Annotated in this window: 21 protein-coding genes and 1 riboswitch; of the genes, 11 read left to right on the forward strand and 10 right to left on the reverse strand. The window is 51.7% G+C overall.

Features of this window, described 5'->3' with window-relative positions; translation table 11 throughout:
• Positions 1-13 precede the first annotated feature (13 nt).
• Positions 14-1,351 (reverse strand): DRTGG domain-containing protein, encoded by a 1,338-nt coding sequence (locus tag DFP94_RS18440; protein WP_114497946.1) that lies wholly within the window; start codon positions 1,349-1,351, stop codon positions 14-16.
• Between the two features lie 712 nt (positions 1,352-2,063).
• On the opposite strand from DFP94_RS18440, the gene DFP94_RS18445 reads away from it, so the two are divergent.
• From DFP94_RS18445 to DFP94_RS18455, 3 genes are read left to right on the forward strand one after another with little or no spacing between them, the layout of a single operon-like run.
• A complete protein-coding gene (locus DFP94_RS18445; protein ID WP_114497947.1) occupies positions 2,064-2,303 on the forward strand; it encodes a DUF2249 domain-containing protein in 240 nt (79 codons plus the stop codon).
• A gap of 23 nt (positions 2,304-2,326) precedes the next feature.
• Complete coding sequence (locus tag DFP94_RS18450; RefSeq protein WP_114497948.1) at positions 2,327-2,689, forward strand: hypothetical protein; 363 nt, start codon at positions 2,327-2,329, stop codon at positions 2,687-2,689.
• Positions 2,686-2,940, forward strand: a complete 255-nt coding sequence (locus tag DFP94_RS18455; protein WP_114497949.1) for a DUF2249 domain-containing protein — start codon at positions 2,686-2,688, stop codon at positions 2,938-2,940. The genes DFP94_RS18450 and DFP94_RS18455 overlap by 4 nt, the downstream gene beginning before the upstream one ends.
• A 64-nt stretch (positions 2,941-3,004) precedes the next feature.
• Here DFP94_RS18455 and DFP94_RS18460 read toward each other — a convergent pair whose 3' ends face one another.
• Both DFP94_RS18460 and hemG read right to left on the reverse strand, forming a co-directional pair.
• Positions 3,005-4,123 carry a TIGR04053 family radical SAM/SPASM domain-containing protein gene (locus tag DFP94_RS18460; protein WP_114497950.1) on the reverse strand — a complete coding sequence of 373 codons (1,119 nt, stop codon included), beginning with the start codon at positions 4,121-4,123 and terminating at the stop codon, positions 3,005-3,007.
• Positions 4,120-5,556: a protoporphyrinogen oxidase gene (gene hemG, locus DFP94_RS18465; protein WP_114497951.1), complete on the reverse strand. Its 1,437-nt coding sequence runs from the start codon at positions 5,554-5,556 to the stop codon at positions 4,120-4,122. The genes DFP94_RS18460 and hemG overlap by 4 nt, the downstream gene beginning before the upstream one ends.
• A gap of 131 nt (positions 5,557-5,687) precedes the next feature.
• Here hemG and ilvB point away from each other — a divergent pair, with 131 nt between their 5' ends.
• Entirely contained in the window at positions 5,688-7,379 is a 1,692-nt protein-coding gene (gene ilvB, locus DFP94_RS18470) for a biosynthetic-type acetolactate synthase large subunit (protein WP_114497952.1), read from the forward strand.
• A 98-nt stretch (positions 7,380-7,477) separates the two neighbouring features.
• Here ilvB and DFP94_RS18475 read toward each other — a convergent pair whose 3' ends face one another.
• From DFP94_RS18475 to DFP94_RS18485, 3 genes are all read right to left on the reverse strand, one after another.
• Complete coding sequence (locus DFP94_RS18475; RefSeq protein WP_114497953.1) at positions 7,478-7,771, reverse strand: hypothetical protein; 294 nt, start codon at positions 7,769-7,771, stop codon at positions 7,478-7,480.
• Between the two features lie 82 nt (positions 7,772-7,853).
• Positions 7,854-8,198, reverse strand: coding sequence for a YlbF/YmcA family competence regulator (locus DFP94_RS18480; RefSeq protein WP_114497954.1), 345 nt, complete (start codon positions 8,196-8,198; stop codon positions 7,854-7,856).
• Between the two features lie 39 nt (positions 8,199-8,237).
• Positions 8,238-9,401 carry a DUF445 family protein gene (locus tag DFP94_RS18485; protein WP_114497955.1) on the reverse strand — a complete coding sequence of 388 codons (1,164 nt, stop codon included), beginning with the start codon at positions 9,399-9,401 and terminating at the stop codon, positions 8,238-8,240.
• A 228-nt stretch (positions 9,402-9,629) separates the two neighbouring features.
• On the opposite strand from DFP94_RS18485, the gene DFP94_RS18490 reads away from it, so the two are divergent.
• Genes DFP94_RS18490 through DFP94_RS18515 form a run of 6 tightly spaced genes read left to right on the forward strand, consistent with a single transcriptional unit; the run spans position 9,630 to position 16,368 of the window.
• A complete protein-coding gene (locus DFP94_RS18490) occupies positions 9,630-10,997 on the forward strand; it encodes a YheC/YheD family endospore coat-associated protein (protein WP_114497956.1) in 1,368 nt (455 codons plus the stop codon).
• Between the two features lie 11 nt (positions 10,998-11,008).
• Positions 11,009-12,121 carry a YheC/YheD family endospore coat-associated protein gene (locus DFP94_RS18495; protein WP_245954965.1) on the forward strand — a complete coding sequence of 371 codons (1,113 nt, stop codon included), beginning with the start codon at positions 11,009-11,011 and terminating at the stop codon, positions 12,119-12,121.
• A 36-nt stretch (positions 12,122-12,157) separates the two neighbouring features.
• Positions 12,158-13,531, forward strand: a complete 1,374-nt coding sequence (locus DFP94_RS18500) for a YheC/YheD family endospore coat-associated protein (RefSeq protein ID WP_114497957.1) — start codon at positions 12,158-12,160, stop codon at positions 13,529-13,531.
• On the forward strand, positions 13,531-14,646 hold the full coding sequence (locus tag DFP94_RS18505) for a YheC/YheD family endospore coat-associated protein (RefSeq protein WP_114497958.1): 1,116 nt from the start codon (positions 13,531-13,533) through the stop codon (positions 14,644-14,646). Before DFP94_RS18500 ends, DFP94_RS18505 begins: the two co-directional genes overlap by 1 nt.
• Before the next feature lie 24 nt (positions 14,647-14,670).
• The gene (locus DFP94_RS18510) at positions 14,671-15,195 is read left to right on the forward strand and encodes a GNAT family N-acetyltransferase (RefSeq protein WP_181873212.1); all 525 of its coding nucleotides are present in this window, start codon (positions 14,671-14,673) and stop codon (positions 15,193-15,195) included.
• A gap of 6 nt (positions 15,196-15,201) precedes the next feature.
• The gene (locus tag DFP94_RS18515; RefSeq protein WP_114497960.1) at positions 15,202-16,368 is read left to right on the forward strand and encodes a YheC/YheD family endospore coat-associated protein; all 1,167 of its coding nucleotides are present in this window, start codon (positions 15,202-15,204) and stop codon (positions 16,366-16,368) included.
• Between the two features lie 32 nt (positions 16,369-16,400).
• Here the strand turns inward: DFP94_RS18515 and DFP94_RS18520 are convergent, their stop codons facing one another.
• The gene (locus tag DFP94_RS18520) at positions 16,401-17,099 is read right to left on the reverse strand and encodes an HAD family hydrolase (protein ID WP_114497961.1); all 699 of its coding nucleotides are present in this window, start codon (positions 17,097-17,099) and stop codon (positions 16,401-16,403) included.
• 160 nt (positions 17,100-17,259) lie between these two features.
• Between DFP94_RS18520 and DFP94_RS18525 the strand changes: the two genes are divergently transcribed.
• Positions 17,260-17,808, forward strand: coding sequence for a 5' nucleotidase, NT5C type (locus tag DFP94_RS18525; protein WP_114497962.1), 549 nt, complete (start codon positions 17,260-17,262; stop codon positions 17,806-17,808).
• 32 nt (positions 17,809-17,840) lie between these two features.
• On the opposite strand, the gene DFP94_RS18530 is transcribed toward DFP94_RS18525, so the two are convergent.
• The 3 genes from DFP94_RS18530 to DFP94_RS18540 all read right to left on the reverse strand — a co-directional run bounded on the left by DFP94_RS18530 (position 17,841) and on the right by DFP94_RS18540 (position 21,839).
• Complete coding sequence (locus tag DFP94_RS18530; protein ID WP_114497963.1) at positions 17,841-19,667, reverse strand: APC family permease; 1,827 nt, start codon at positions 19,665-19,667, stop codon at positions 17,841-17,843.
• Between the two features lie 232 nt (positions 19,668-19,899).
• Positions 19,900-20,090: riboswitch (cyclic di-AMP (ydaO/yuaA leader) on the reverse strand.
• A gap of 275 nt (positions 20,091-20,365) precedes the next feature.
• Positions 20,366-21,181, reverse strand: a complete 816-nt coding sequence (pdxK, locus tag DFP94_RS18535) for a pyridoxine/pyridoxal/pyridoxamine kinase (protein ID WP_114497964.1) — start codon at positions 21,179-21,181, stop codon at positions 20,366-20,368.
• A 115-nt stretch (positions 21,182-21,296) separates the two neighbouring features.
• A complete protein-coding gene (locus DFP94_RS18540) occupies positions 21,297-21,839 on the reverse strand; it encodes an acyl-CoA-like ligand-binding transcription factor (protein ID WP_114497965.1) in 543 nt (180 codons plus the stop codon).
• Between the last annotated feature and the right edge of the window lie 83 nt (positions 21,840-21,922).

Genomic DNA, 21,922 nt, shown 5'->3' on the forward strand with positions numbered 1-21,922 from the left:
GAAGACGCGGAAGCTAGGAATGATCGATCGATTGCAGCGTCATGACGGCTTTGGAGATCAAATGATCCTGATACGTCATGACGATCTCCAGCTTGCAGGCTCGCCGGCTCATTTCCAGCAGCACCGGCGTTATAACGACCGGATTCTCGATTTGCACCGGCCGCACGAAATACGTCGTCAAGTTGTCCACGACATAATCCCCTCCGCCGCTGGCATCCTTAGCCGCGCTAAGTCCCGCCTGGGTCATCAGCGACGTCAACACGCCATGGGAAATCGTCCCGAGATCGGTTGCCATTTGCGGCGTGATTACCCCATGAAAGAACAATTTCCCGCTCTCATCCCGCTCTTCGGCAAACCCGTTCCACATGAGATGTTCAAACGTTTCTCCAAGCTGCGGCTGATTCCGGACGTCGCGCATCGCCTGAAGCACTTCCCGGCGGGTGATCGACGATATCAGCTTCCGGTTGCGGTCCACCACCGGCAGGAAATCGATGCCTTCCCACACCATGATCTGCGCCGCCGAGGCCAACGAAGTCTGCAGGCCGACGGTAATCGGATGGCGGGTCAAGCACTTTTCGATGCTCTGATCTCCGTTAAGATCCTCTATGTCCTTGCGGGTGACAATGCCGATTACCCGGTTCCACTCGTCAACGACCGGAAAATGCTGATACCCGGTTTCAATCGATAACTGGTCAAAATCAGATATATTGCTACTCACCTTAAGCATGTTCACTTTTGGTTTGCTCACTACAATATCCTCTACCAGCATAATCTTTTTCTTGATCAGGCGGTCGAAAATCGCCCGGTTGATCATCGAGGCTACCGTGAACGTATCGTGCCGGGAGGAAATAATCGGTAAAGACAAGCGGTCCGCCTGCGTTTTGACGTCACGGCTTGTCCCGAAACCGCCGGTGATCAGCACGCCTGCTCCCTGTTCCAAAGCTAGGGAATGCGCATTTTCGCGGTTACCGATAAGGAGCAGGCTTCCTGCGTCAATATATCTGGCCATGGCGTCGATCTTCATGGCGCCGATGACATATTTGTGCAGCGTCTTGTTCAGACCGTCCGCCCCGCCCAGAACGTGACCTTCCACGATTTCTACGACATCCCCAAACGTTAATTGATCGGAAATATTGCGCGGCTTCTTTTCCACGCGAACCGTTCCGATCCGTTCTTTGGTAATGACGATCCCCAGGTTCTCGGCTTCCTTTACCGCACGATACGCGGTTCCTTCGCTCACACCCAAGCTTTTGGCCAATTTGCGCACCGATATTTTCGTTCCGATCTTGAGACTCTCGATGTGCTGAAGCAACTGTTCATGTTTGGTCACGCTCTCTTCATGTCCCTGCAACTGTTATACCTCCCGTCCCGATCTGTACTATTCTGTATCTATTATACACGTTCCAGATGCAAAAAAAAACGGACATTCCGTGAGCAAATTCACTCCGGAATTCGTAGGAATGCCTTTGGCCGCAAGCGGGCGGGGACTTAGGTTAATCGTTTGATGGCCAGTGCATATTTTCATCAACAGTCGAAATGGAACCGAATTATTTAACTGGAAAATCTCCCGTTATTTTTGGGCGATTGACCGTTTGAAGCAGACTTACTGGAATTACTACAGTTATTTTTTCGATTTTAGCCTTTTGAGTGCAGAATAGCGAAATTAACCGGAGGATTTCCAGCTAATTTAACTACATGCTCAAATTCCAAGAAATTAACTGGAGAAAATTCAGTTAATTTCTCGAAAGGAAGTGGCGTACACCACTTTGCCGGGAATCGGGCGACTTGGTCAGGATGTGCAACTTGAGCAACTTGAGTAACTTGAGTAACTTGTGCGACTGTGTAACATGATTGGGTTCTATTGAATTGATAATTGATAGAGATTCTTGTGCGACTTGAACCATTTCTTGTGAGGTCCGTCACTCCATCCTTGACGGAATTTCGAAGCTGGCCTAGACATTTCTTTCTGGCCTCTTAATTTGTGACTAGTATCACAATCAATGTCAGGTGCATTGATATAATGATCGCGAATAGTAAAATTTTAAATAACAGGAGGACTTGTCATGAGTCAAAATATTAAAACCACCGTTAACGCCACGGAGTATCCGCCGCAATTAAAACATAAAACGATTTTTGCAGCATTCAACGATCTGCAACCGGGAGAAGCAATGCTGCTGGTAAACGATCACGATCCTGTGCCGTTGCGTTTTCAATTTGATGCTATGCATCCCGGACAATTCACTTGGGAGTATCTTGAGCAAGGACCTGAAACCTTCCAGGTTAAAATCGGCAAAAACGAATAAATCAAACCAAGGGGGCGTTGTTCATGGCAGCCATTGCGATAATTGATGAAAAAACCATTAAAATATCCGTGGATCTTGAAGATGCTCTAAGCATGATCGCAGAGGCCGAGAGCAATCTGGAACAGTATGCTTCTGAAATTCTGATGATCGCGGAAAAAATGCCGGAATTTCAGTATACCTACTTTTGCTTCTATGCGTACGACACGGCGATGCTGTTCGAGAAAATGCTGGGGATCGATCCGAAACAGTACCTGTCATTTTCATTGGATGCTCCCGACTCGTTCTTTTATACGCTTTATGGAGGAATGAAAGGGCTAAGCGGCATGGCCCGCCTGTCGAGCGTTCTGACGGCGGAGCATACCGGAATGGAGGTGAACCAGGGATGACCACTGACAATCATGCCGGAGCCGGCATCGTAGAGTTGGATGTGCGCCCGCAACTTCGGTCGGGCGAGGAGCCGTTCACCATGATCATGGATACGTTTAATGCCTTGAAGCCGGACGAAACCTTTGTTTTACATGCGACCATAAAGCCGGTCCCGCTGATCCCCAAACTCGAAGCCAGGGGCTACGAAAGTACCTGCGAGCAAGTGAGCGGAGACCACTGGATCGTGACGTTTGTTCCAAAAAGCAACTAAGAAGAGAATAGGCAATAATACAACGACCGCTCCCCGGATACCCCGGAGAGCGGTCGTATATTTTTTACTCGGCAGACTGCTTCGCTAACACCTTCGGCAAATAGGCGCAATAAGGATCGCTCTCCAGGTAATCGCCAGTCATCGCATACGCTCTTGCTCTTGAACCGCCGCAAAGCTGTTTGAATTCGCAGACCCCGCATTTTCCTTTCAAAAGCGACTTATCCCGCAGTTCCTGAAGCACCGGAGAGTTCCTGTATATGTGAGACAGGGATGATTCCCTGACATTTCCGCAGCTAACCGGCAAAAAACCGCTCGGATACACGTCGCCGACATGGCTGATAAACACGAAGCCGTCCCCGTCGTTTACACCTTTAGGCGAACGCCCGAGCACATCGGCCCTTTTCACCGGCTTGCTAACCTGCCCATGCACGGCGCTGGCGACATCCCGCTTTTTCTGTTGCATAAAAACTCGGCGGTAATGCGGCGCCTCCGTTGCCTTGACGCCGTAAGGCATTTCCCCTTGCAAACGCGCCAGCCATTCCATGACCTGCTCATGCTCTTCCGGAGAAATCATATCGCCGACCATGCCTCTGCCCGTGGGCACCAGAAAGAATACGCTCCACAGGACGGCGCCCATATCCTTCACTTTGTCCGCGATTCGGGGCAGGTCATCCAGATTGTAGCGGGACACCGTCGTATTGATCTGGATCGGAATCTCCAGTTCATGCAAATAGTCGATGCCGCGCATCGTCATTTGATAGGAACCCGGCGTGCCGCGGAAATGGTCGTGAATCTCCGCCGTCGAACCATCCAGGCTGAAGGCCCACCGGGACAAGCCGACTTCCTTCGCCTTTTGCACGGCAGAGAACGTCACTCTAGGGGTGGCGCTCGGCGTCATGGATACCGGGAGCCCCTTTTCGTGAATCGCATACTTGGCCAGCTCAAATAAATCCGGGCGCATTAACGGATCGCCGCCGGTAAACACGAACAAGGGCCGGTCCATGTCGGCGATGTCATCAATCAGCTTTTTGCCTTCCTCCAGCGTCAGTTGGCGCGGATCGGGATGATATTGCGCCTCGGCCCTGCAGTGAAGGCATTGCAATGCGCACGCTCGGGTAACTTCCCAAATGACGATAAACGGATTTTTATGATAATCGCGTTCCTGACTGAAATCTGGTTTCATCCCAATCCACTCCCGGCAATCGTATTTATTATGTTTAGGGCGGCCTGTTGTCCCTGACGAATACAATCCGGAATTCCAACGCCGTCGTAACCGGCACCGCAAAGCTGTACTCCCGGTTTGGCTTTGTCCAGCTTACCGCGCAGCTTTTGAATAGCCTCCACATGGCCTACCGGATATTGCGGCATCGATTGCGGAAGCCGGGTCAACTCGCAAAACAGCGGCTTTGCCGTGATCCCCATCAAGTCGCGAAGCTCCCCGGCAACCCTCGCCTTTAGCTCTTCATCGGACATGGCGGTCCACCGTTGATCCCCCAGACGTCCGATATAGGTCCGAAGGAGAACTTTCCCTTCGGGAGCCGTATGCAGCCATTTCGACGATGTCCAGGTACAAGCCGTTATTCCCCTTCCTTCGCTGCGGGGGATCAGGAAGCCTGAACCTTTTAAGTCATGGGGCACATCTTCCTTACGGAAAGCAAATGCCGCATTGGCCACGGACACGTAATGAATTTGCTTCAAATAAGCCGCCTCGGGAACATCGCACAGCAAATCCGCAGCCGCGAACGCAGGTGCAGCCATAATCACTCCGTCGGCCTTCAGCCGCTCACCGTCTCCGAGCAGCAGTTCATAGCCTTCATGGCTTGAGGCCAATGAGCGCACCGCGGTTCCCGTGATCAATCTCTCGCTTTGCAGCGATTTGGCTAAAGCATCGATCAATACGCTTAAGCCTCCTTTAAACGTAAGAAACATGCTTGTCAGCGCCGGACGCGGCAAACCGGCTGGCGCAGCAGGTTTAACGGCAGGCCTCTTGCTTGCGAGAAGTCCTAAAATCAGGCTACGGTACTTTTGTTCCATATCTAGAAATTGAGGAAATGTTGCCCTCAAACTAAGCTGCGCGGTATCGCCGGCATAAATTCCTGCAAGCAGCGGCTCGGTCATGTGCTCAAGCACTTCCTTGCCCAATCGGCGCTGAATGAATCCCCCGAGGGACTCGTCCTCCGTGCTCCGTTTGGCGGGAAGCAGCAAATCCATGGCCGCCCGTGCTTTGCCGAGCGGAGAAAGCAGTCCGGTCTTCATCATCGGCCACATTTGAGTGGGAATACCCAGCATCAATCCGGGCGGCATCGTGTGAAGCTTCCGCCGGTGAAGAATGTAATTTTTCTTGGCCGCCGGGTTTGTTCCCGCAAGCAAATCCTCTAGCCCGAGATCGCCTGCCAGGTCCAGGGCGGACACCTTGCGGGCAAGGAACGAATCCGGCCCCTGTTCTATTGTAAAACCGTCCCGGACCAAGGACTGAATCTTTCCCCCTAGCCGGGGGTTCTGTTCGATGATTGTTATCGAAACGTCAATTCCACGCTCCCGGCTTAATTTCCGGGTATAGTATGCCGCGCTTAAGCCGGAAATACCTCCACCGATGACTGCAACTGACTTGATCACGCCGGGCGTCCCCCTCAACAAGTACTTTCACGTTATCTTATCTCCTTTTTTATTGCCCGCTTATGACTGGGGTCACTCCGAATTCGTCACATTTGAGATAGAATTGTCAGAAAAAATGCAGGGGGAACCATATGGCTAACGATCATTGTCAAATAAAAAACACACTAAACGGCGCGGAACTACTCATCGAATGTTTGCTTGAAGAACAGGTCGACACCATTTTCGGTTATCCCGGAGGGGCGGTCATTCCGATATACGACGCGCTCTATGATTGCTCCGATATCCGTCATATTTTAACCCGCCACGAGCAGGCCGCCGTTCATGCCGCCGACGGCTATGCCCGGGTAACCGGGCGTCCGGGGGTAGCTCTGGTGACATCCGGACCGGGAGCCACTAATGCGGTAACGGGAATCGCCAACGCATTCATGGATTCGGTTCCGCTCGTCGTGTTGACCGGACAGGTTTCTACCGATCTGATCGGTCGAGACAGCTTTCAGGAAGTGAATATTTTTGGTATGACGATGGATGTGACCAAGCATAATTACGTCGTTATGGATGTGGAAGAATTACCCCGGATCATGAAAGAGGCTTTCCATATCGCTTCGTCGGGAAGACCCGGACCGGTGCTCATCGATTTGCCGAAAAATATCATGAACGCCAAAACGACGCACGGACCTCTCCAGGAAATTTCAATCCGCGGCTATCAACCGGCCACGGAGATTGATGATGAGACGATCGCTCTGATTGCCAGCCGCCTTTCCGCAGCAGAACGTCCCGTCATTCTGGCCGGCGGGGGTGTCGTCTCCTCCGGTTCGGCCGAATGGCTCCGGACGTTGGCCAAAAGCGCGGGAATTCCGGTCGTCAGCACGCTGATGGGCATCGGGGCATTTCCGTCCGATCATCCCCTCTATCTCGGCATGCTAGGCATGCACGGCACTTATGCGGCCAACCGGGCCGTTCATCATGCGGATGTGCTGCTGTCGCTCGGAGCTAGATTCAACGACCGTCTCTCCGGTAAAATCAAGTCATTCTCGCCTGACTCCTGGAAGGTCCATGTCGATATTGATGATGCGGAGCTTGGCAAAAATATTCCCGTCGACCTTGCTGTCCACGGAAACATACAAAATTTATTGCAAAAATTAATCCCGTTCGCAGGTAAGCTCACGGCTCAACCGTGGGCCCAGGAAACAAGCCGGTGGCAAAGAAAAGTGCCTCATTTTACGGCGGAACCGGGCACCCTGTCCCCGCAGGAGGTCATCCAGCTGTTGAACAAATTCACGGACGGTAACGCGGTCGTGGCGACCGATGTAGGCCAGCATCAAATCTGGACGGCCCACCATTACAAATTCAAGCATACCCGTTCTTTCCTGACCTCAGGCGGACTCGGAACGATGGGCTTCGGACTTCCGGCGGCTATAGGGGCTGCCATCGCGGGGAATGGCGATCCGGTCATCTGCGTAACGGGGGACGGCAGCTTTCAGATGAATCTGCAAGAATTAATGACCGCGGTAGACTATCAGCTCCCGGTAAAAATAGTCATTTTGAATAACGGCTATCTCGGGATGGTACGTCAGTGGCAGCAATTGTTTTATAAACGCCGCTACTCCTCCGTTCAGATTTCATCACCCGACTATGTAGCTTTCGCTGCGTCTTACGGTGTAGCCGGTTTACGGGCGTCGACGCTCTCCGAAGCCGAATTCATTATCCGGCAGAGCCTGGACATTCCGGGACCCGTCTTGATGGAATTCAACGTGAAAGAAGAACAGAACGTCTATCCGATGGTCCCGCCGGGAGAAAGCAATGACAAGATGATTATGAATTGAAAATAACCCGTATAAACGTTAAAAAGGCTGTCTCAATAGCCATTGTCCGGCATTCGAGACAGCCTTTTTGCTGTTTCCCGCTATCTTTACTCTCTCAGCTACATGCTCTGGCCCTGCTTGCCTTCCTCGGACCACTTATTTTGCCATTCCCGTAGCTTCGCCCGGCGGACCGCGTCCAGCGACCGCTGTTTTTCTTCATTCACGCCCAGGATGAAATGCAAGTGAGCCCCGATCACCAGAAAGGCAAAGGCGGCCCAAATCATCCCGAACACGGAGACCCATCCGGCCCCGGGTTCAAAAGAAATCATGGGCAGCGCGTACACCAGCATCCCCAGCGCCAGAATCAAATACACGACATGCTTCAATTTACTCTTTTTTTTCACGGTCTTCATATATTCCGCAGCTCCTTCGTCTTCGAATCTATATTTCTATTCTATGAGGGCTGTCCGAAAAATATGAGACTATATCGTGAGATTACATCTGCGAGCCGTATAAATGCTGCAAGCTGTCCGTAATGATTTTGTTTACGTCCTGAATGATAACGCTGAGCCGTCTTTCGGCATCAAACAAGCGGCGGATATTCAGGTTCATGCTGAGTACCTCGAACAGCTTTTCCATTTTCTCCATTTCTTCCGGTGAAGGCATTTCTCCGGTCATCATCTGCTGCTGCAGCTCATTTTGACGGATACGGAAATTCTCAAGCATCACCTTGCTCTCGGGATCGGCGTCAACCAGTTTCATCGCGGCGGTAATTTCAGTTACCTCCGTGCTTTCCTTAAGCGCTTTTGCCAATTCATTTGCTTTATCGTAAATATTCAATATATTCAACCTCCGAAAAATATAGTTTGTAAAACGCGCTTATCCCATCCACAACATCAGCAGCGACTGGAATAGACCGATAATTCCGCCGAGAAGCACCCCCAGCCAGGTAATGGCCCGGAACTCCTTGCCGGATACGCTCAGGATGACTTCTTCCAGCCGTTCCACCGGAAACTTCTGCACCTGCTCCTGCACCAGTTTCGGCAATTGAATCGCCTTCATTACCATCGGAATTCCTTTGCTTACAATGGAAATTATCCGTTCGGAAATAGCCGGAAGCGCCCCAGTCGCCCGTGCCTTCCAAGGGTCGACCAGCGAGGAGACCCGAAGTCGTTCAGCTGCCCCGATCCATTGCTCCAGCGGAAGTTTGTTCATTTTATCGGACAGCCACTCCGGTGCCGGAACTCCGGTTACCAGCCCGATCAATTCGGTAACCGGCTTTTCCCCGAACACTTCCATCCTGCCCTGAATCGCGTTCGTAATCTTGCGCTTGGCTTCCTCGCTTTGCAGCGCCCGCACCAACGTCGGCGTCAGCTTGCGGACCAGTTTATCCTCGTCCATGAAGATCGCAGCCATCGTGCCGAGGAATCCGCCGGCTTTATCCGCCATATCCCCTACCATCTTGGTCAGCATACGCTGTCCTTCAGCCGACAAGAGTTCCTCTTCCACCGCACGCAGCACCGCTTCCGCGGCCACGCCGCTCCAGCGCATCCGATTCTCCTCATTCCAGCCGGGAACCAGATCCTTCAATGACCGGTCCCCATAGCCGAGATCATTCCACAGCAGGCTGAGCCCACGGTCCGCCACTGATCTGCCGGTATCGGCAAGCCGCAGCTTGACCTCTTCCCAACGCTGCGGTTCCCATACCATTAACGCCGCTTCTTTTAACGTCATCTCGCTTTCGCCCAACCGGACAAGCAGGTTCTCCAAGTACTGTTCCGCCTGCTTTTTAAAAGCCGGACGAGTCACCAATTCCTGGATTCCTTCCGTCGTGACCAAATAATCCGCCACGACTGTCCCAAGCGACTCCGCGATATCTTCGCGACGTTTTGGAATCAGCCCCGGCGTAAACGGAACATGAAACTTCCCGATATATACCGGATTTCTGGGGTGAAACAGCATCTTAATCGCAAAATGATTCGTTACTCCGCCAACAAAGGCGGCTACAGACACGCTGACCAAAATATAAAGCCAATCGGCCACCTCGTATACCCTCCCTTAAACCACGGCTAAAACCTTAATATCCAACTTAAAAGAGCCTTCTCCCAACGATGAAAACATCCGCCATTAAGTCCGCTTTCGTACAATCAAATCGTAAATGGGTTAATCACCAAGGATTCTATGTCCTCATATGATGCATTACATGCGCTTATGCAGATGACCTTTTGGCATCCAAGACATCAAGCTTAAGCTTGGAAGGAGATCCGCTTCATGCCCTCCAAAAAATTAAAAATTCAGATCATGAGCCCGAATTTGCTGGAAAAAGATATTATCGTTATCGGAGAACAGCTGGTGAAACTGTGGAGAATTCCCGTGCACTATCCGCTGCAGCTCGTCTTCGGATCATTCCGGCAGACCGTGCGGGTCGTACCGTTGGCCAGATTCGACGGAATTCGGATCAGTCAGGAGCTTGCAGATAAAATGGGCGTACTGCCACGCTCCATGCTGCGGCTAACCTTCCGTCCCCATTCAACCACCCTTCAGCTCGGGCCTCTGGTCGGCGTGTTGATCAGCCGGGATCTCCCGGGATCCCCGGAACGGCCCTTTGGGCCGATTACCCTGTTCTGCAAGGAGCTCGTAAACGCCTGTCAGCGGCAAGGGGCGTACGTTTATTTTTTCACACCGGATCATATCGGTTCAAGTTCAAGCAAATTATCGGCCTGGGTCTATGGCGAAGGATGGAGGCAGATCCAGGTGCCGGCCGCAGACGTGTTCTACAACCGGCTGACTTCGCGCAAATTGGAGAACAAACCTAGCGTACAGCATTTCTTAAAGGAAGTAAAATCCCGGTACGGCAGCCACTTTTTTAATGAAAAATTTCTCGATAAAACCGAAGTGTTCGATGCTCTTGAACGCGATGCCGCCGTATCAAGATATTTGCCGGAATCCCACCTCTTCCGTAACTTTCTTACACTAAAAACGATGTGCGCCAAACACCCCATAGTATTTTTAAAACCGATTAAAGGGAGTCTCGGTAAAGGAATCATCCGGGTATCCAGATCGGAAGGCGGCACCTACCAGACCTTAACCGCCCAGGTTGGCGGAACGCGTCGGCAAATTTATCCGAGTCTTGCCAAGCTCTTCTCCTCCCTCTCCGGCAAAATGAAAACGACCCGGTACCAGATTCAGCAAGGATTGACCTTGATTCAAGCGGATCGCAGGCCGGTCGATTTTCGCGCGCTTGTTCAAAAGAACCGGGCGGGAAATTGGAACGTTACCTCGATCGTTGCACGAACCGCCGGTAGTCAGCATTTCGTGTCCAATCTCGCCAGGGGAGGGTCGCTCAGCACCGTGAAGGACGCCATCGGACGAAGCTCGCTTCCCGCGGGGATTAAAGGAAAAATCCCGCTGCGTCTCAGAAAAGCCGCACTCGATATCGCTGTGGGCGTAGACAGTCAAATTCCTTCCCACTTCGGAGAACTTGGCATCGATCTTGCCCTTGATACATCCGGGCGGATCTGGCTGCTGGAGGTCAATTCCAAACCGTCCAAAAATGACAACACCCCGATCGGTGGCGGAAAAATCCGTCCTTCCGTCAAACAGGTGATTGAATACGCCCGCTATTTGTCCGGCTTTTGAGGAGGGAAGTCATGATTAACAAGGTATCAAGAGGTGTACTCGGCATTATGGTCGGCGAAAGCAATGAACCCGTTCCGTTTGCGGAGCCGGGATTTTGCCGCAAATTATGCCTGATCGGCAGCAAACAGGGGATGACCGTTTATGTGTTCTGCCCGTCTTATCTCCGGCGGGGAAAAGATACCGTCCCCGGCTACTGTTATGAGAACGGCGGTTGGCATCAAAGGCTGTTTCCTCCTCCGGATATTATCTACGACCGCTGCTTCACTCATGACCGCAGCAGGCAGCAGCGAAAAAAGCAAGCGCTAGCCCATTTATCGGAAACTCACCCTTTCCTATACTTGACCCGGGGATTGACAGGAAAATGGCGCGTTTACCAGGTACTACGGAAATTCCCGAAGATCGCGCTTCATTTGCCGGAATCCGTTCCTTATGAAAGCCCCACCCAATTGGCAGATTGGCTGGAGTCGCACCAAGGCGAGGTCTTCCTTAAGCCGCAAAACGGAACGCATGGCAAGCGGACCTTGCATGTTAGAGCGCCAAGAGCTGGGGACGGACTAAGAATCGCCGGCCGTGACAGCCGTAACGGCATACTGCGGCATCGCTTTACCACCCGCAACGAAGGCCTGGAATGGATCGACAAGTTTACGGCAAATCGTCCTTTTCTGATGCAACCTTACCTGGAACTCAGCACCTCTGAGGGCGAGCCCTTCGACGTCCGCGTCTTGATGCAGAAGAACGAAACAGGGTCATGGCAATTAACCGGAATGGCGGTGAGGGTCGGTCCGAAACATGCGCTCACTTCGAATCTGCATGGCGGCGGATCCGCACACAAGGCGGTGCCGTTTCTGAGCCGGGAACTCGGGACAGCCGCGGCCAGAGAAGCTCTGTCCATGATTACCAAATTGTCGATGGAAATCCCGGGCTCGCTGGAATCCCACTTTGGCCGCCTTGCCGAGCTCGGAATTGACTACGGGATCGACCGACGGGGAAAGGTGTGGGTGCTGGAGGTTAACTCCAAACCCGGACGCTCTTCCTTTTTCCGGATCGGCGACTACAGAAGCGCCAGAAAATCAATGGAAAATCCGATCCTCTATGCGCGCTATTTGCTGCTGAGCAAACCTTGAATGAGGCATGGAAGACTTTTTTAGGAGGAAAAATTCATGAGTTTGACTTTTTGCAACGTTCATTTCACGCAGCAGCCCCAAAGGGTCGTCTACGTGTCCGGCTCTTTAATGAAAAATTTGAAGCTGTCGGGGAAAAAGTCGGTTCACCTCAGATTCGGCGGCGAACGCATCCCCGCCGCAGTCAAACCCATCAACAAAGCGGGAAAGCATCTCTATCTCGGCTCCGGCATCCGGAAAGAAATTAAAATTCCGAAAGCGGGCGGCGTCTTTTTGCGCAGTCTCCAAGAAGGTGAAGTACAAATAGGCCCGCTCATCGGCGTGCTGTCGGATGGACCGACCGCTTCGGCCTCCAGCCCTTTCGGCTCCCGGACCGGCTTTATCAAACAATTGCTGAGATACGGCAGCAAACAGTCCTACATTTTCGCCTTCACCCCCCGGGATATCCATTGGGAAAACGAAACGGTCAACGGTTACTTTCTTAATGAAGCCGGAAACTTTATAAGAAAAAAGGTCCCGTTGCCGGATGTAGTTTACAATCGCCTCCCCAGCCGGCGGGCGGAAACGACAACGTCCATCACCCAGCTCAGGGAGCGGTTCATTAGGCGGAGAATTCCGTTTTTCAACTGGAGTTTTTTCAATAAGTCCGATATTTACCGCATGCTTGAAAAAGACACTTTGGTGGGCCGTTACGTGCCCGAATCGATCATGAGCCCGACTCCCGATCAAATTAAGGATTTGCTGGACCGGCATTCGCTCATCTACTACAAACCGAACAGCGGCAGTCTTGGCCACGGCATCTACCGCCTGTCCCGCATTCCCAAGAGCGGGTACTACGCCAGGTACCGCAAAAGCGGCAAAAACGCGCTGCTTCGTTTCGGCTCCTTCGCCGGCCTGATGCGGACGCTGCAAGCCAGACACGGCCGTTCATTGCGGGGATACGTCGCGCAGCAAGGCATCCGGCTGATTGAAATCGACGGCTGCCCCATCGACTTCCGTTTCCATATGCACAAGAACGGAAGAAACCAATGGGTCGTTGTAGGTATCGGAGCCAAAAAGGCGGGGAAAGGCAGCGTCACTACCCATCTTAAAAACGGGGGGTCGCTGCTGACGCCGGATCAAGCCCTGGCCCGGGCATTCGGCTCACGGGCGGAAGAAGTGCTGAAAAACGCCAAAAACGTCGCCATTACACTCGCCGAAGCCATCGAATCGCATCATCAGCATTTGATCGGCGAAATCGGCTTTGACATCGGGATCGATATGGATGAAAAAATCTGGATGTTTGAAGCCAACGCCAAGCCCGGCCGGTCCATTTTCAAGCATCCCTCGCTGCGTGCGGAAGGGAGAGCCTCCGTCGAGCACATTCTGGAGCACTGTTTGTATTTGAGTAAATTCCGGAGGAGGGAGTCCTGATGAGCCAGATTTCAGGCGATCAGAAACCCATCGTCGCCGTTCTGACCGTCGATGACGAATGGACGCAGTTCCGGGGAAATCGGGGGAACTTCCGGGATATCGTGAGAATGGGCAGAGAACTGGACTTCCCGGTCTATGTCGTCACCGCCAAAGATTTGAAGCTGTCCGCCAAAAAAGTACAGGGTTATTTATACAACCCCGATGAAAAGCAGTGGAAAAGGCAGTGGTGCCCGCTGCCTCAAGTCATTTACAACCGGATCCCCCAACGTGAGGATGAAAGAAGGCCTTCCGTTCGGCGTAAAATCGACGAGTGCATCAAGCATAGCAGCATCCAGTTGTTCAACCCTTACTTTTTCAATAAATGGACCCTGTTTGACTGGCTGAAAAAAAACCGTACCACCAAAGCACTCGTTCCCGACACGAAAAGGCTGCGCTCTGCGAAAAGTCTTCTCCCCATGCTCCAGGAGTATGGAAGCCTGTATCTGAAACCGGAAAGCGGCAAGGCAGGGAAAGGCATCATGCTGCTCCAGTATGAAGAAGACGAGAAAAGACCTTACCGTCTCACGATCCAGGGAACGCGGAATAGGAACGTCGTCTATCGAACCGGCAATCCCCCTTTGCTCTGGAAAAGGATCAGGGCCGAGACCGGCAGCGTCCCTTACATTATGCAGGAAGGCATTAAACTTGCTTCCTACAAGGGCCGTCACTTTGACATCAGGATGCTTGTGCAGAAAACAGGCAAAGGGATTTGGACGGTAACCGGGGTCGGCGCGCGGCTGGCCGGATGGCGGAGGATCACCACTCACGTTCCGCAAGGCGGCAGCGTTGAAGATCCCGAAAAGCTGATGACCCCGGCATTCGGTCAGGAAATGACTGCATTTTTGATGAGCCGGCTGAAATCCAGCGGCCTGTTGATCGCAAAGCAGATTGAAAAAGGATCGGGTTATACCCTCGGCGAAATGTCGATGGATCTCGGAGTGGATACGGACGGGAAGATCTGGTTCTTTGAAGCAAACGCCAAACCAATGAAATTCGATGAACCGCATATCCGTAAAAAATCGCTGGAACGCATTTTTCAGTTCAGTCAATATTTATACCGGCAGGGCAAGGAATAGCCTATGGAGGGAGGTGAGTCCTGCATGAAGATAGCGGCATGGCAACCCTGCGACTCGGCAGCCTGGGCAATGCAGCATGCAGAAATCTTGAACTTTGTGAAGAGGTACGGCCGGAAGAAGATTCCCGCCGGGACATACCGGGCGCTGATGAAGCTTTCCTGTAGGGAATTGCTTATGCCCGGCTCCTCCCTCCTGCTAGCCACCCTCCAGGCCGAGGACGGCCCCCGGATCGCCGGGATTTCCTGCGTGAGTGACTATGGCCGCGGCATCAGTCTCGTTGTCGTTCATCCGTTGTACCGGGGGCAAGGCCTTGGCTCCGAGTTGTTAAACCGGCAGTTTTCGTCTCTTGGAAAACTGACATGCCTGGTGTCTCTGAGCAACTTATCCAGTTTGCAGATGTGCTTCCGCGCGGGCTTCCGCGCAAGCCGGCTGCTAAAGCCGCATGGCGGCCGGGCCGTGCTTGTGCTGGAGAAAAACCAAAGCGGAGCGCAGGAAGCAGCATCTCCGCCGGACCATAATTTTGCCATCCATTCCTTGCAAAGAAGGTGAACCCTGTTGGCACAGCCAGTTTTGGGCATTCTGACTTTATATTTAAACGATAAAAAGCAACTGGAAGAACGGCATATATATCAGAGAATGATTAAAGAGGGCCAGACTCTCGGTCTCGATGTTTTTGTGTTCACTCCGATGGATGTGGACGACAATAGAGGCTTAATACATGCCCTTATCTATGATCCGAAGCACAAGAAATGGTCGCGCAAATGGCGCAAGTTTCCCCATCTAATTTTCGACCGTTGCCGAATTCAGCGCAGCAAGCGGTTCGAGCAGTTGCTGCGATTCCGTTCCCGGTACGGCAATCTTACTTATTTAAACCGGCCGTTGCGCAACAAGTGGACGATTTATCAAACCCTGAACCGAAAAACGGCGTTCCGTAAACATCAACCCGCAACGGTATTATTTCAAAATAGCGGCGACGTATTCCATCTGTTGAAAAACTACCCTTCCGTCTACGTCAAACCGATTAACGGCACGGGGGGGCGGGGAATTCTCCGGGTGGAAAGACTGGGCGGCGACATGTTCCTCATTCAGGGACGAAAACAAAGCCGTCAGATCATCCCCGCCCAAAAGCTGCATAAATCCCGGCTCGGCGCGTTCCTGTTAAGCTGGAAAGGAAGCGGCCGCTTCCTTGCGCAGCAAGGAATTCAAATCAAACTGCCAAGCGGTCGGGTGGCCGATTACCGGATGCTTGTGCAGAAGAACGGACACGGGCAGTGGGAAGTGACCGGCTGTGCGGGCCGGATCGGACCTGTTCGAAGCGTCACCTCCAATCTTCACGGCGGGGGCAAGGCCGTTACGATGAATGCGCTGCTTGCTCAGGTTACATCGAGCGAGGAGAAGCGCTCCGAAATCCGCCGTTCCGCCGAAAAACTGAGCCTGGAAATCGCCGCGCATCTCGAATCCACCTTCGGCGCCTTATGCGAGCTGGCACTGGACCTGGCGATCGAAAAAAACGGCCGGGTATACGTTCTGGAAGTCAATCCCAAGCCCGCCAGAGAGGTGTTTATTAAATCGGGAGACACGGAATCGTACCGTCGTGCAATCATCAAGCCTTTGGAATATGCCATGTGGATGTATAAACGCGATGCCAAACGCGAAAACAAGCGAGAAGAAAAACATGAAGATAAGCGCGATGATAAACGCGAAGCCGCCCCTTCCTCTTAGCGAGGAGGAGCGGCTTCATGTATGCATGAGGCTTATTCGAGACTTTCCGACCGGTCATAGAGTCCGGGAAGCTCGTTGAAAGTAGTGATCAGTATATCCGAACCGGCCAGCTCTTGGCCTTGTCCAAAACCGGCATAGGCGCAGCCGATCACGGTTTGTCCGTTCTTCTTGCCCGCTTCCACGTCCGAGGAGCGATCCCCAACCATCCAGGCACTGGAAATGCCGTGGTTGTCCATCAGGAGACGGACAAGATCGACTTTGGAAGCAGTCAGATACTCGCCTGCACTGTAGACTGCTTCAAACAGCGGAGAGATCAAGTGGGTTTCGGCGACGCCCTTTACGTAATGCTCCAACCCGTTGCTTGCGACGAACAGCCTGACTCCCCGATCTCTCAACTGCTCCAGCGTTTCCTTGACGCCAGGATACAACTCCGTGGCGTATTGTTTAAGCCCTGCCAGTTCCAGTTCCAGGAGCAGTTCATCCGCCCGGCGGTGCACAGCTTCGCTACAGTCCGGGATCACCTTTCTCCAGATGTCTTCGAGCAGCATTCCGAGACAGCTTAGCATCAATTCCTCGGGAGGCGTATCCCCGACATACAATTTCTCTTCTCTGAGCCGGTCAAACAACTCGTGATAAGCTGGAATGAGCAGTGTCTCCGTCTTGAAAAGAGTTCCGTCCATATCGAATATCATCGCTTCCGGTTTTTTAAGCTTAGCCTGGGTAGTCTCCATCTCCACGTTCCTTCCTGTCTGTATTTATAGCCCATGATAAGCCAAACCCCTCCCCTTGTAAACCAGCCTGCGGGTTGGACGGGTTTGCCATTTTTCAGAGTGTCCTTTACAATTACGTTGAATTACAAGCCAATGCAACCGTAGGAAGAAGGACGTAAACATGAGCAAAAAAATAGTAGCCATAGACATGGATGATACGATCTGCCATTTGATTCCGAAAGCGATCCAATATCACAATATGATGTATCCCGATCTCCCCTTGACCATGGAACAGATTGTCAGCTTTGACTTGAGCGGCATTTGGCATCCAAGCTGCTCGGACGATATTTTTTTCGGAAGACCGGGTTTATATGAAGAGCTGGAGCTCTTTGATGAATATACGGTCGATGAGGTGCAAAGAATGACTGCCGACTACGATGTCATTATCGTGACCGCGGCGCGTCCGTCTTCAGTTCCGGAAAAGTGGAGATGGCTGCAAATGCATCTGCCGTTCATCCCCTTCGAAAACTTTTTCGTCGCCAAGCGCAAATACCTGCTTGAATTCGATCTGTTGATCGACGACGGACCTCATAATCTGATCGCTGCCAAAGAAGCGGGCAAGCAGACGATTATGATTCCCCGTCCCTGGAACAGACCAGTCCAGCCGGACTTTATTTTAAAAGATTCCTGGAAGGGCATGAACGAACTGGTGCGGCATATCCTGACTTGATTGCATGCCTGATATTATAAAATGTCGCGTTTTTACTTTTTGAAATGATATGGAACCGTGGTTACGATCAAATCTCTCCGGTACAGCAAAAAGGCGCGGATCAGCAAACTGGACTGGTTATGCAGGGCGTTATGCCACCGTTTTTTCGGAATGAATTGGGGAATCAGTACGGTCACCCGAAAATTCATTTCCTTCGCCTTATGCTCCACCGTATCGATAAACTTCGTCAGCGGCTGGATAATACTCCGGTATTGGGAAAACAGCGTGACCAGCCGGATTTCGGGGTGCCACTGGTTCCATTTCTCCTCGAATTGCTTCTCCGCCTCTTTATCAAATGCCACATACACCGCGATGATCTGATCCGGAGACAACGATTTCGCGTAATTTAGCGTATTTTCCACTACATGCGTAATCCCCGCTACTGGGATCACCATTACGTTCCCCTTGATCGCTAAAGGCGGTTCGCATGTAGTGATCCGCAATTGATCTCCTACAGCTTCATAATGACGGTTGATTTTGTGGAAAACGTATACGATCGCCGGCAAAAAGATTAGCGCAGGCCAGACTTGCGTGAATTTCGTGATGAAGAAGATCATCATGACGGTAAAGCTGATTACAGCGCCGACCGCATTAATCGTTAATTTCAATCCCCAGCCTGACGGTTTTTCCCGACACCATTTCACGAGCATACCGGTCTGCGCCAGCGTAAACGGTATAAATACGCCAACCGCATAGAGCGGAATTAAATGTTCCGTCTGTCCTTTAAAAACAATGATAAGCAGGATTGAGGCTACCGCCAAAAAAACGATCCCATTGGAATAACCGAGGCGGTCGCCCCGAACGGTGAACATTCGGGCGATATATTTGTCTTTCGCCAGATTCACGGCCAGCAGCGGAAACGCCGAATATCCCGTATTGGCGGCCAGCACCAGAATCATCGCGGTGATCCCTTGAATCGTGTAATACATGAAGCCCCGCCCGAATGTAGCCGAAGCGATCTGGGAAACGACGGTTTCCTCCGCTTTAGGCGAAATTCCGTAATAATAAGCCAGCCATACGATTCCCGTAAACAAAAGGGCCAGCAGCACGCCCATTGCAGCCAATGTTCTGGAGGCGTTCTTGGGAGCCGGGTCCTTGAAATTGGGAATAGCGTTTGAAATCGCCTCAACCCCGGTCAAGGCCGAACTCCCTGAGGCGAATGCCCGCAAGAGCAGGAACAGTGTAAGTCCGGCCACGGGCGTACCGATCGGGGAGTGCAGGTCGGCCGGGACTTCACCCACTGCAATTTGATAAAGCCCCGCTCCGATAGTGATAAATATGACAAGCACGAATAAGTAAACCGGATAAGCCAGAATAGAAGCCGATTCGGTGATTCCACGCAAATTAAGAACCGTGATAACCGCTACTAAAATACATGCAATGAGCACATTATAGGAATGCAGCGACGGAAAAGCCGAGGTGATGGCATCCGTACCCGCGGAAATGCTGACCGCGACGGTTAAAATGTAATCCACCAGCAGAGCACCGCCCGCTAAAAGCCCGGAGTTAACCCCTAAGTTTTCCTTGGAGACAACGTAGGCTCCTCCGCCATGCGGGTACGCATAAATTACTTGTCTGTAGGATAAAACGAGAGCTACAAGCAGCACCAGAATTCCCACGGCAATCGGGATGGAGTACCAGTAGGCAGCCGCGCCGATCGTCATCAAGACGAGCAGGATCTGCTCCGGTCCGTAGGCTACGGAGGACAAGGCATCCGATGAGAGGATGGCCAGGGCTTTCGTTTTGTTCAGTTTTTGTTCGCCGAGTGCGGTTGACTTCAGCGGCTGACCGATGAGCACTCTCTTGATTATCGAAAACATAGCTGCAACACCACCGTACTTTATTTTTTGCAAATACAAAGGCTGATTATGATTAAATAATTTTGGTAAATCGTCTTATCCATCTTTAACCCGAATCGGTAATTTGCGATATCAGGTTTTCATAAAATGGTTTACAGGAGCTTCGGCAAACTCCGTGGCTTTTTGCACAGCAAAAAACCACAGAGGTACGATCCCCTGCGGTCCATGATTGCATTACATGGGCACAGTATCATTCCTCTCTCGGACTACGCTTACGAGGTTAGCTGTCGGATTAGGGTGGCGAGAGTCACCCCTCCGCAGCATGTTCTGCAGAACATGCTGCGGATTCACCCCTTACCGTTCGTTTCGGCTGTTTTGCCTGGTACGCCCGGTATTCGGTTCCCCCGCTTTCCCGCGATACGGGAAATTCAGCGAATCAAGAATTTAAAATCCAAGAGTGAATATTACGCCTGCTCTCATTTTCTGTAAATCGCGGAATTTGCCTCAAATCGCGTTTTTTTCGGGTATTCAAGAAGAATAAAACGCTTACTTCCATCGCTTTCATTTATTATCATTCATTATTGCAGCCGGACACATGCGCAGCTTGAAATGGATCACAACAGTAATCATTTCTTACTTTGCTTACAGAAAAAACAAAAAAAGACCGGCTTCCAAATATGGAAACCGGCCTGTCCGTGTACTATTTTTCAAACTTCGCCTTATTCGCCGTTCAAACGATACCCACCATGAAATACCGGTCCCACATACTCGTTAAAGGCATAACCCGAAGAAATGGCTGCCGTAACAAATTTTTTCGCTTTGACCACGGCTTCTTTCACGGATAAACCGTCAGCCAATCCTCCGGTAACCGCTGCGGCAAACGTACAGCCCGCTCCATGGTTATATGCCGGTTCGATCTTTTCCGTCTCCAGGACCGCAAATTCCTCACCGTCATAGAACAGGTCAATGGCCTTATCGCCTTCCAAAGCTTTTCCACCTTTAATGACTACGTTCGCGGCGCCGCGCTCATGAATGATTTTTGCGGCCTCTTTCATTTCATCGACGGAAGTAAGACGGCCCAAACCGGACAAGACGCCAGCTTCAAACAAATTCGGCGTAACGACCGTAGCGAGCGGAACCAACAAATCGCGAATCGCATCGGCGCTCTCGGGATTCAACACTTCATCTTCGCCTTTGCAGACCATAACGGGGTCGATCACCACATTTTTCTGGTCATGCTGACGGATGCATTTTTCCACAACTTCAATGATGGCCACGCTGCCCAGCATCCCCGTTTTCATCGCATCGACGGGCCCGCCGGCAAATACGGTTTTCAGTTGCTCGGCAACCAAAGCGGCATCCACCGGATAAACGCTGTGATGCCATCCGCGGTCCGGGTCCATCGTGACAATGGTCGTTAGTGCGCTAAGCCCGTATGTACCGTATTCTTCAAAAGTTTTCAAATCCGCCTGGATCCCCGCGCCTCCGCTGGAATCGCTACCGGCAATCGTTAATGTTTTCAGTATGGTTGACATGGGTCATACTCCTTTGCAACAAACTTAACAAGCTTCCGGCCTCTATTGTAGCATTATTTTCAGAAAGTCAGTGGATTATTTAACGGGATTTTTCATCGCCAAGTTTTACTAGCCTTCACAGCCCCAATCCGTTTTCCAGCTTGCCCAGCGCTTCTTCAAGCAGCCCGGCAAAGTCCGCGTCCGGATTTTCGGCATAATGAAGCATTACCGATATATTTACTCCCACAACGGCTCCGGCAAGCGTGCGTATCGTCAAATCGTCGGAATTGCGGCCGACTCGATTCGCCACCATTTCCGCTATCAGCTGCATCATCTGGGTCATTCCGTTCACCGTTGCCGACCAAAGCTCCGGAATCGCGATCACGAGCTGATTTCGTTCCCGCATGGTCGTTAGTTCGTCTTCTGACATTCTCGCAATTTCCGAAACCATGGCGTTTTTCAACGCTTGAAGCGGACTTAACCCGGAAGGCTGTTCTTCAAAAGCACGAATCAGCAGCGGGTCATAATTATCGCGTGTCAACACATCTTCTTTCCCTGAAAAGTAACGAAAAAAAGTGCTGTACGAGATTTCCGCCGCTTCGGCAATCTGCTCCACCGTGGTTGCTTTGTACCCCTGCTCACGGAACAGCCTCATCGCGTGTTTTTGTACTTCTGCCATCGCTTTTGCTTTCTTGCGTTCGCGTAAACCTCCGCCAGGTTTGCTGTTTGTCGTTATGACGGCCACCTCAATTCGAATGAACT

Source organism: Fontibacillus phaseoli, from assembly GCF_003337355.1.
GTDB classification, from domain to species: Bacteria; Bacillota; Bacilli; order Paenibacillales; family Paenibacillaceae; genus Fontibacillus; species Fontibacillus phaseoli.

Bases quoted from the DNA above. Each gene is read 5' to 3' on its own strand.
- DFP94_RS18445 (WP_114497947.1), top strand. From the start codon at position 2,064: ATGAGTCAAAATATTAAAACCACCGTTAACGCCACGGAGTATCCGCCG.
- DFP94_RS18450 (WP_114497948.1), top strand. From the start codon at position 2,327: ATGGCAGCCATTGCGATAATTGATGAAAAAACCATTAAAATATCCGTG.
- DFP94_RS18455 (WP_114497949.1), top strand. From the start codon at position 2,686: ATGACCACTGACAATCATGCCGGAGCCGGCATCGTAGAGTTGGATGTG.
- DFP94_RS18460 (WP_114497950.1), bottom strand. From the start codon at position 4,123: ATGAAACCAGATTTCAGTCAGGAACGCGATTATCATAAAAATCCGTTT.
- ilvB (WP_114497952.1), top strand. From the start codon at position 5,688: ATGGCTAACGATCATTGTCAAATAAAAAACACACTAAACGGCGCGGAA.
- DFP94_RS18475 (WP_114497953.1), bottom strand. From the start codon at position 7,771: ATGAAGACCGTGAAAAAAAAGAGTAAATTGAAGCATGTCGTGTATTTG.
- DFP94_RS18490 (WP_114497956.1), top strand. From the start codon at position 9,630: ATGCCCTCCAAAAAATTAAAAATTCAGATCATGAGCCCGAATTTGCTG.
- DFP94_RS18495 (WP_245954965.1), top strand. From the start codon at position 11,009: ATGATTAACAAGGTATCAAGAGGTGTACTCGGCATTATGGTCGGCGAA.
- DFP94_RS18500 (WP_114497957.1), top strand. From the start codon at position 12,158: ATGAGTTTGACTTTTTGCAACGTTCATTTCACGCAGCAGCCCCAAAGG.
- DFP94_RS18505 (WP_114497958.1), top strand. From the start codon at position 13,531: ATGAGCCAGATTTCAGGCGATCAGAAACCCATCGTCGCCGTTCTGACC.
- DFP94_RS18510 (WP_181873212.1), top strand. From the start codon at position 14,671: ATGAAGATAGCGGCATGGCAACCCTGCGACTCGGCAGCCTGGGCAATG.
- DFP94_RS18520 (WP_114497961.1), bottom strand. From the start codon at position 17,099: ATGGAGACTACCCAGGCTAAGCTTAAAAAACCGGAAGCGATGATATTC.
- DFP94_RS18525 (WP_114497962.1), top strand. From the start codon at position 17,260: ATGAGCAAAAAAATAGTAGCCATAGACATGGATGATACGATCTGCCAT.
- DFP94_RS18530 (WP_114497963.1), bottom strand. From the start codon at position 19,667: ATGTTTTCGATAATCAAGAGAGTGCTCATCGGTCAGCCGCTGAAGTCA.
- pdxK (WP_114497964.1), bottom strand. From the start codon at position 21,181: ATGTCAACCATACTGAAAACATTAACGATTGCCGGTAGCGATTCCAGC.
- DFP94_RS18540 (WP_114497965.1), bottom strand. From the start codon at position 21,839: ATGGCAGAAGTACAAAAACACGCGATGAGGCTGTTCCGTGAGCAGGGG.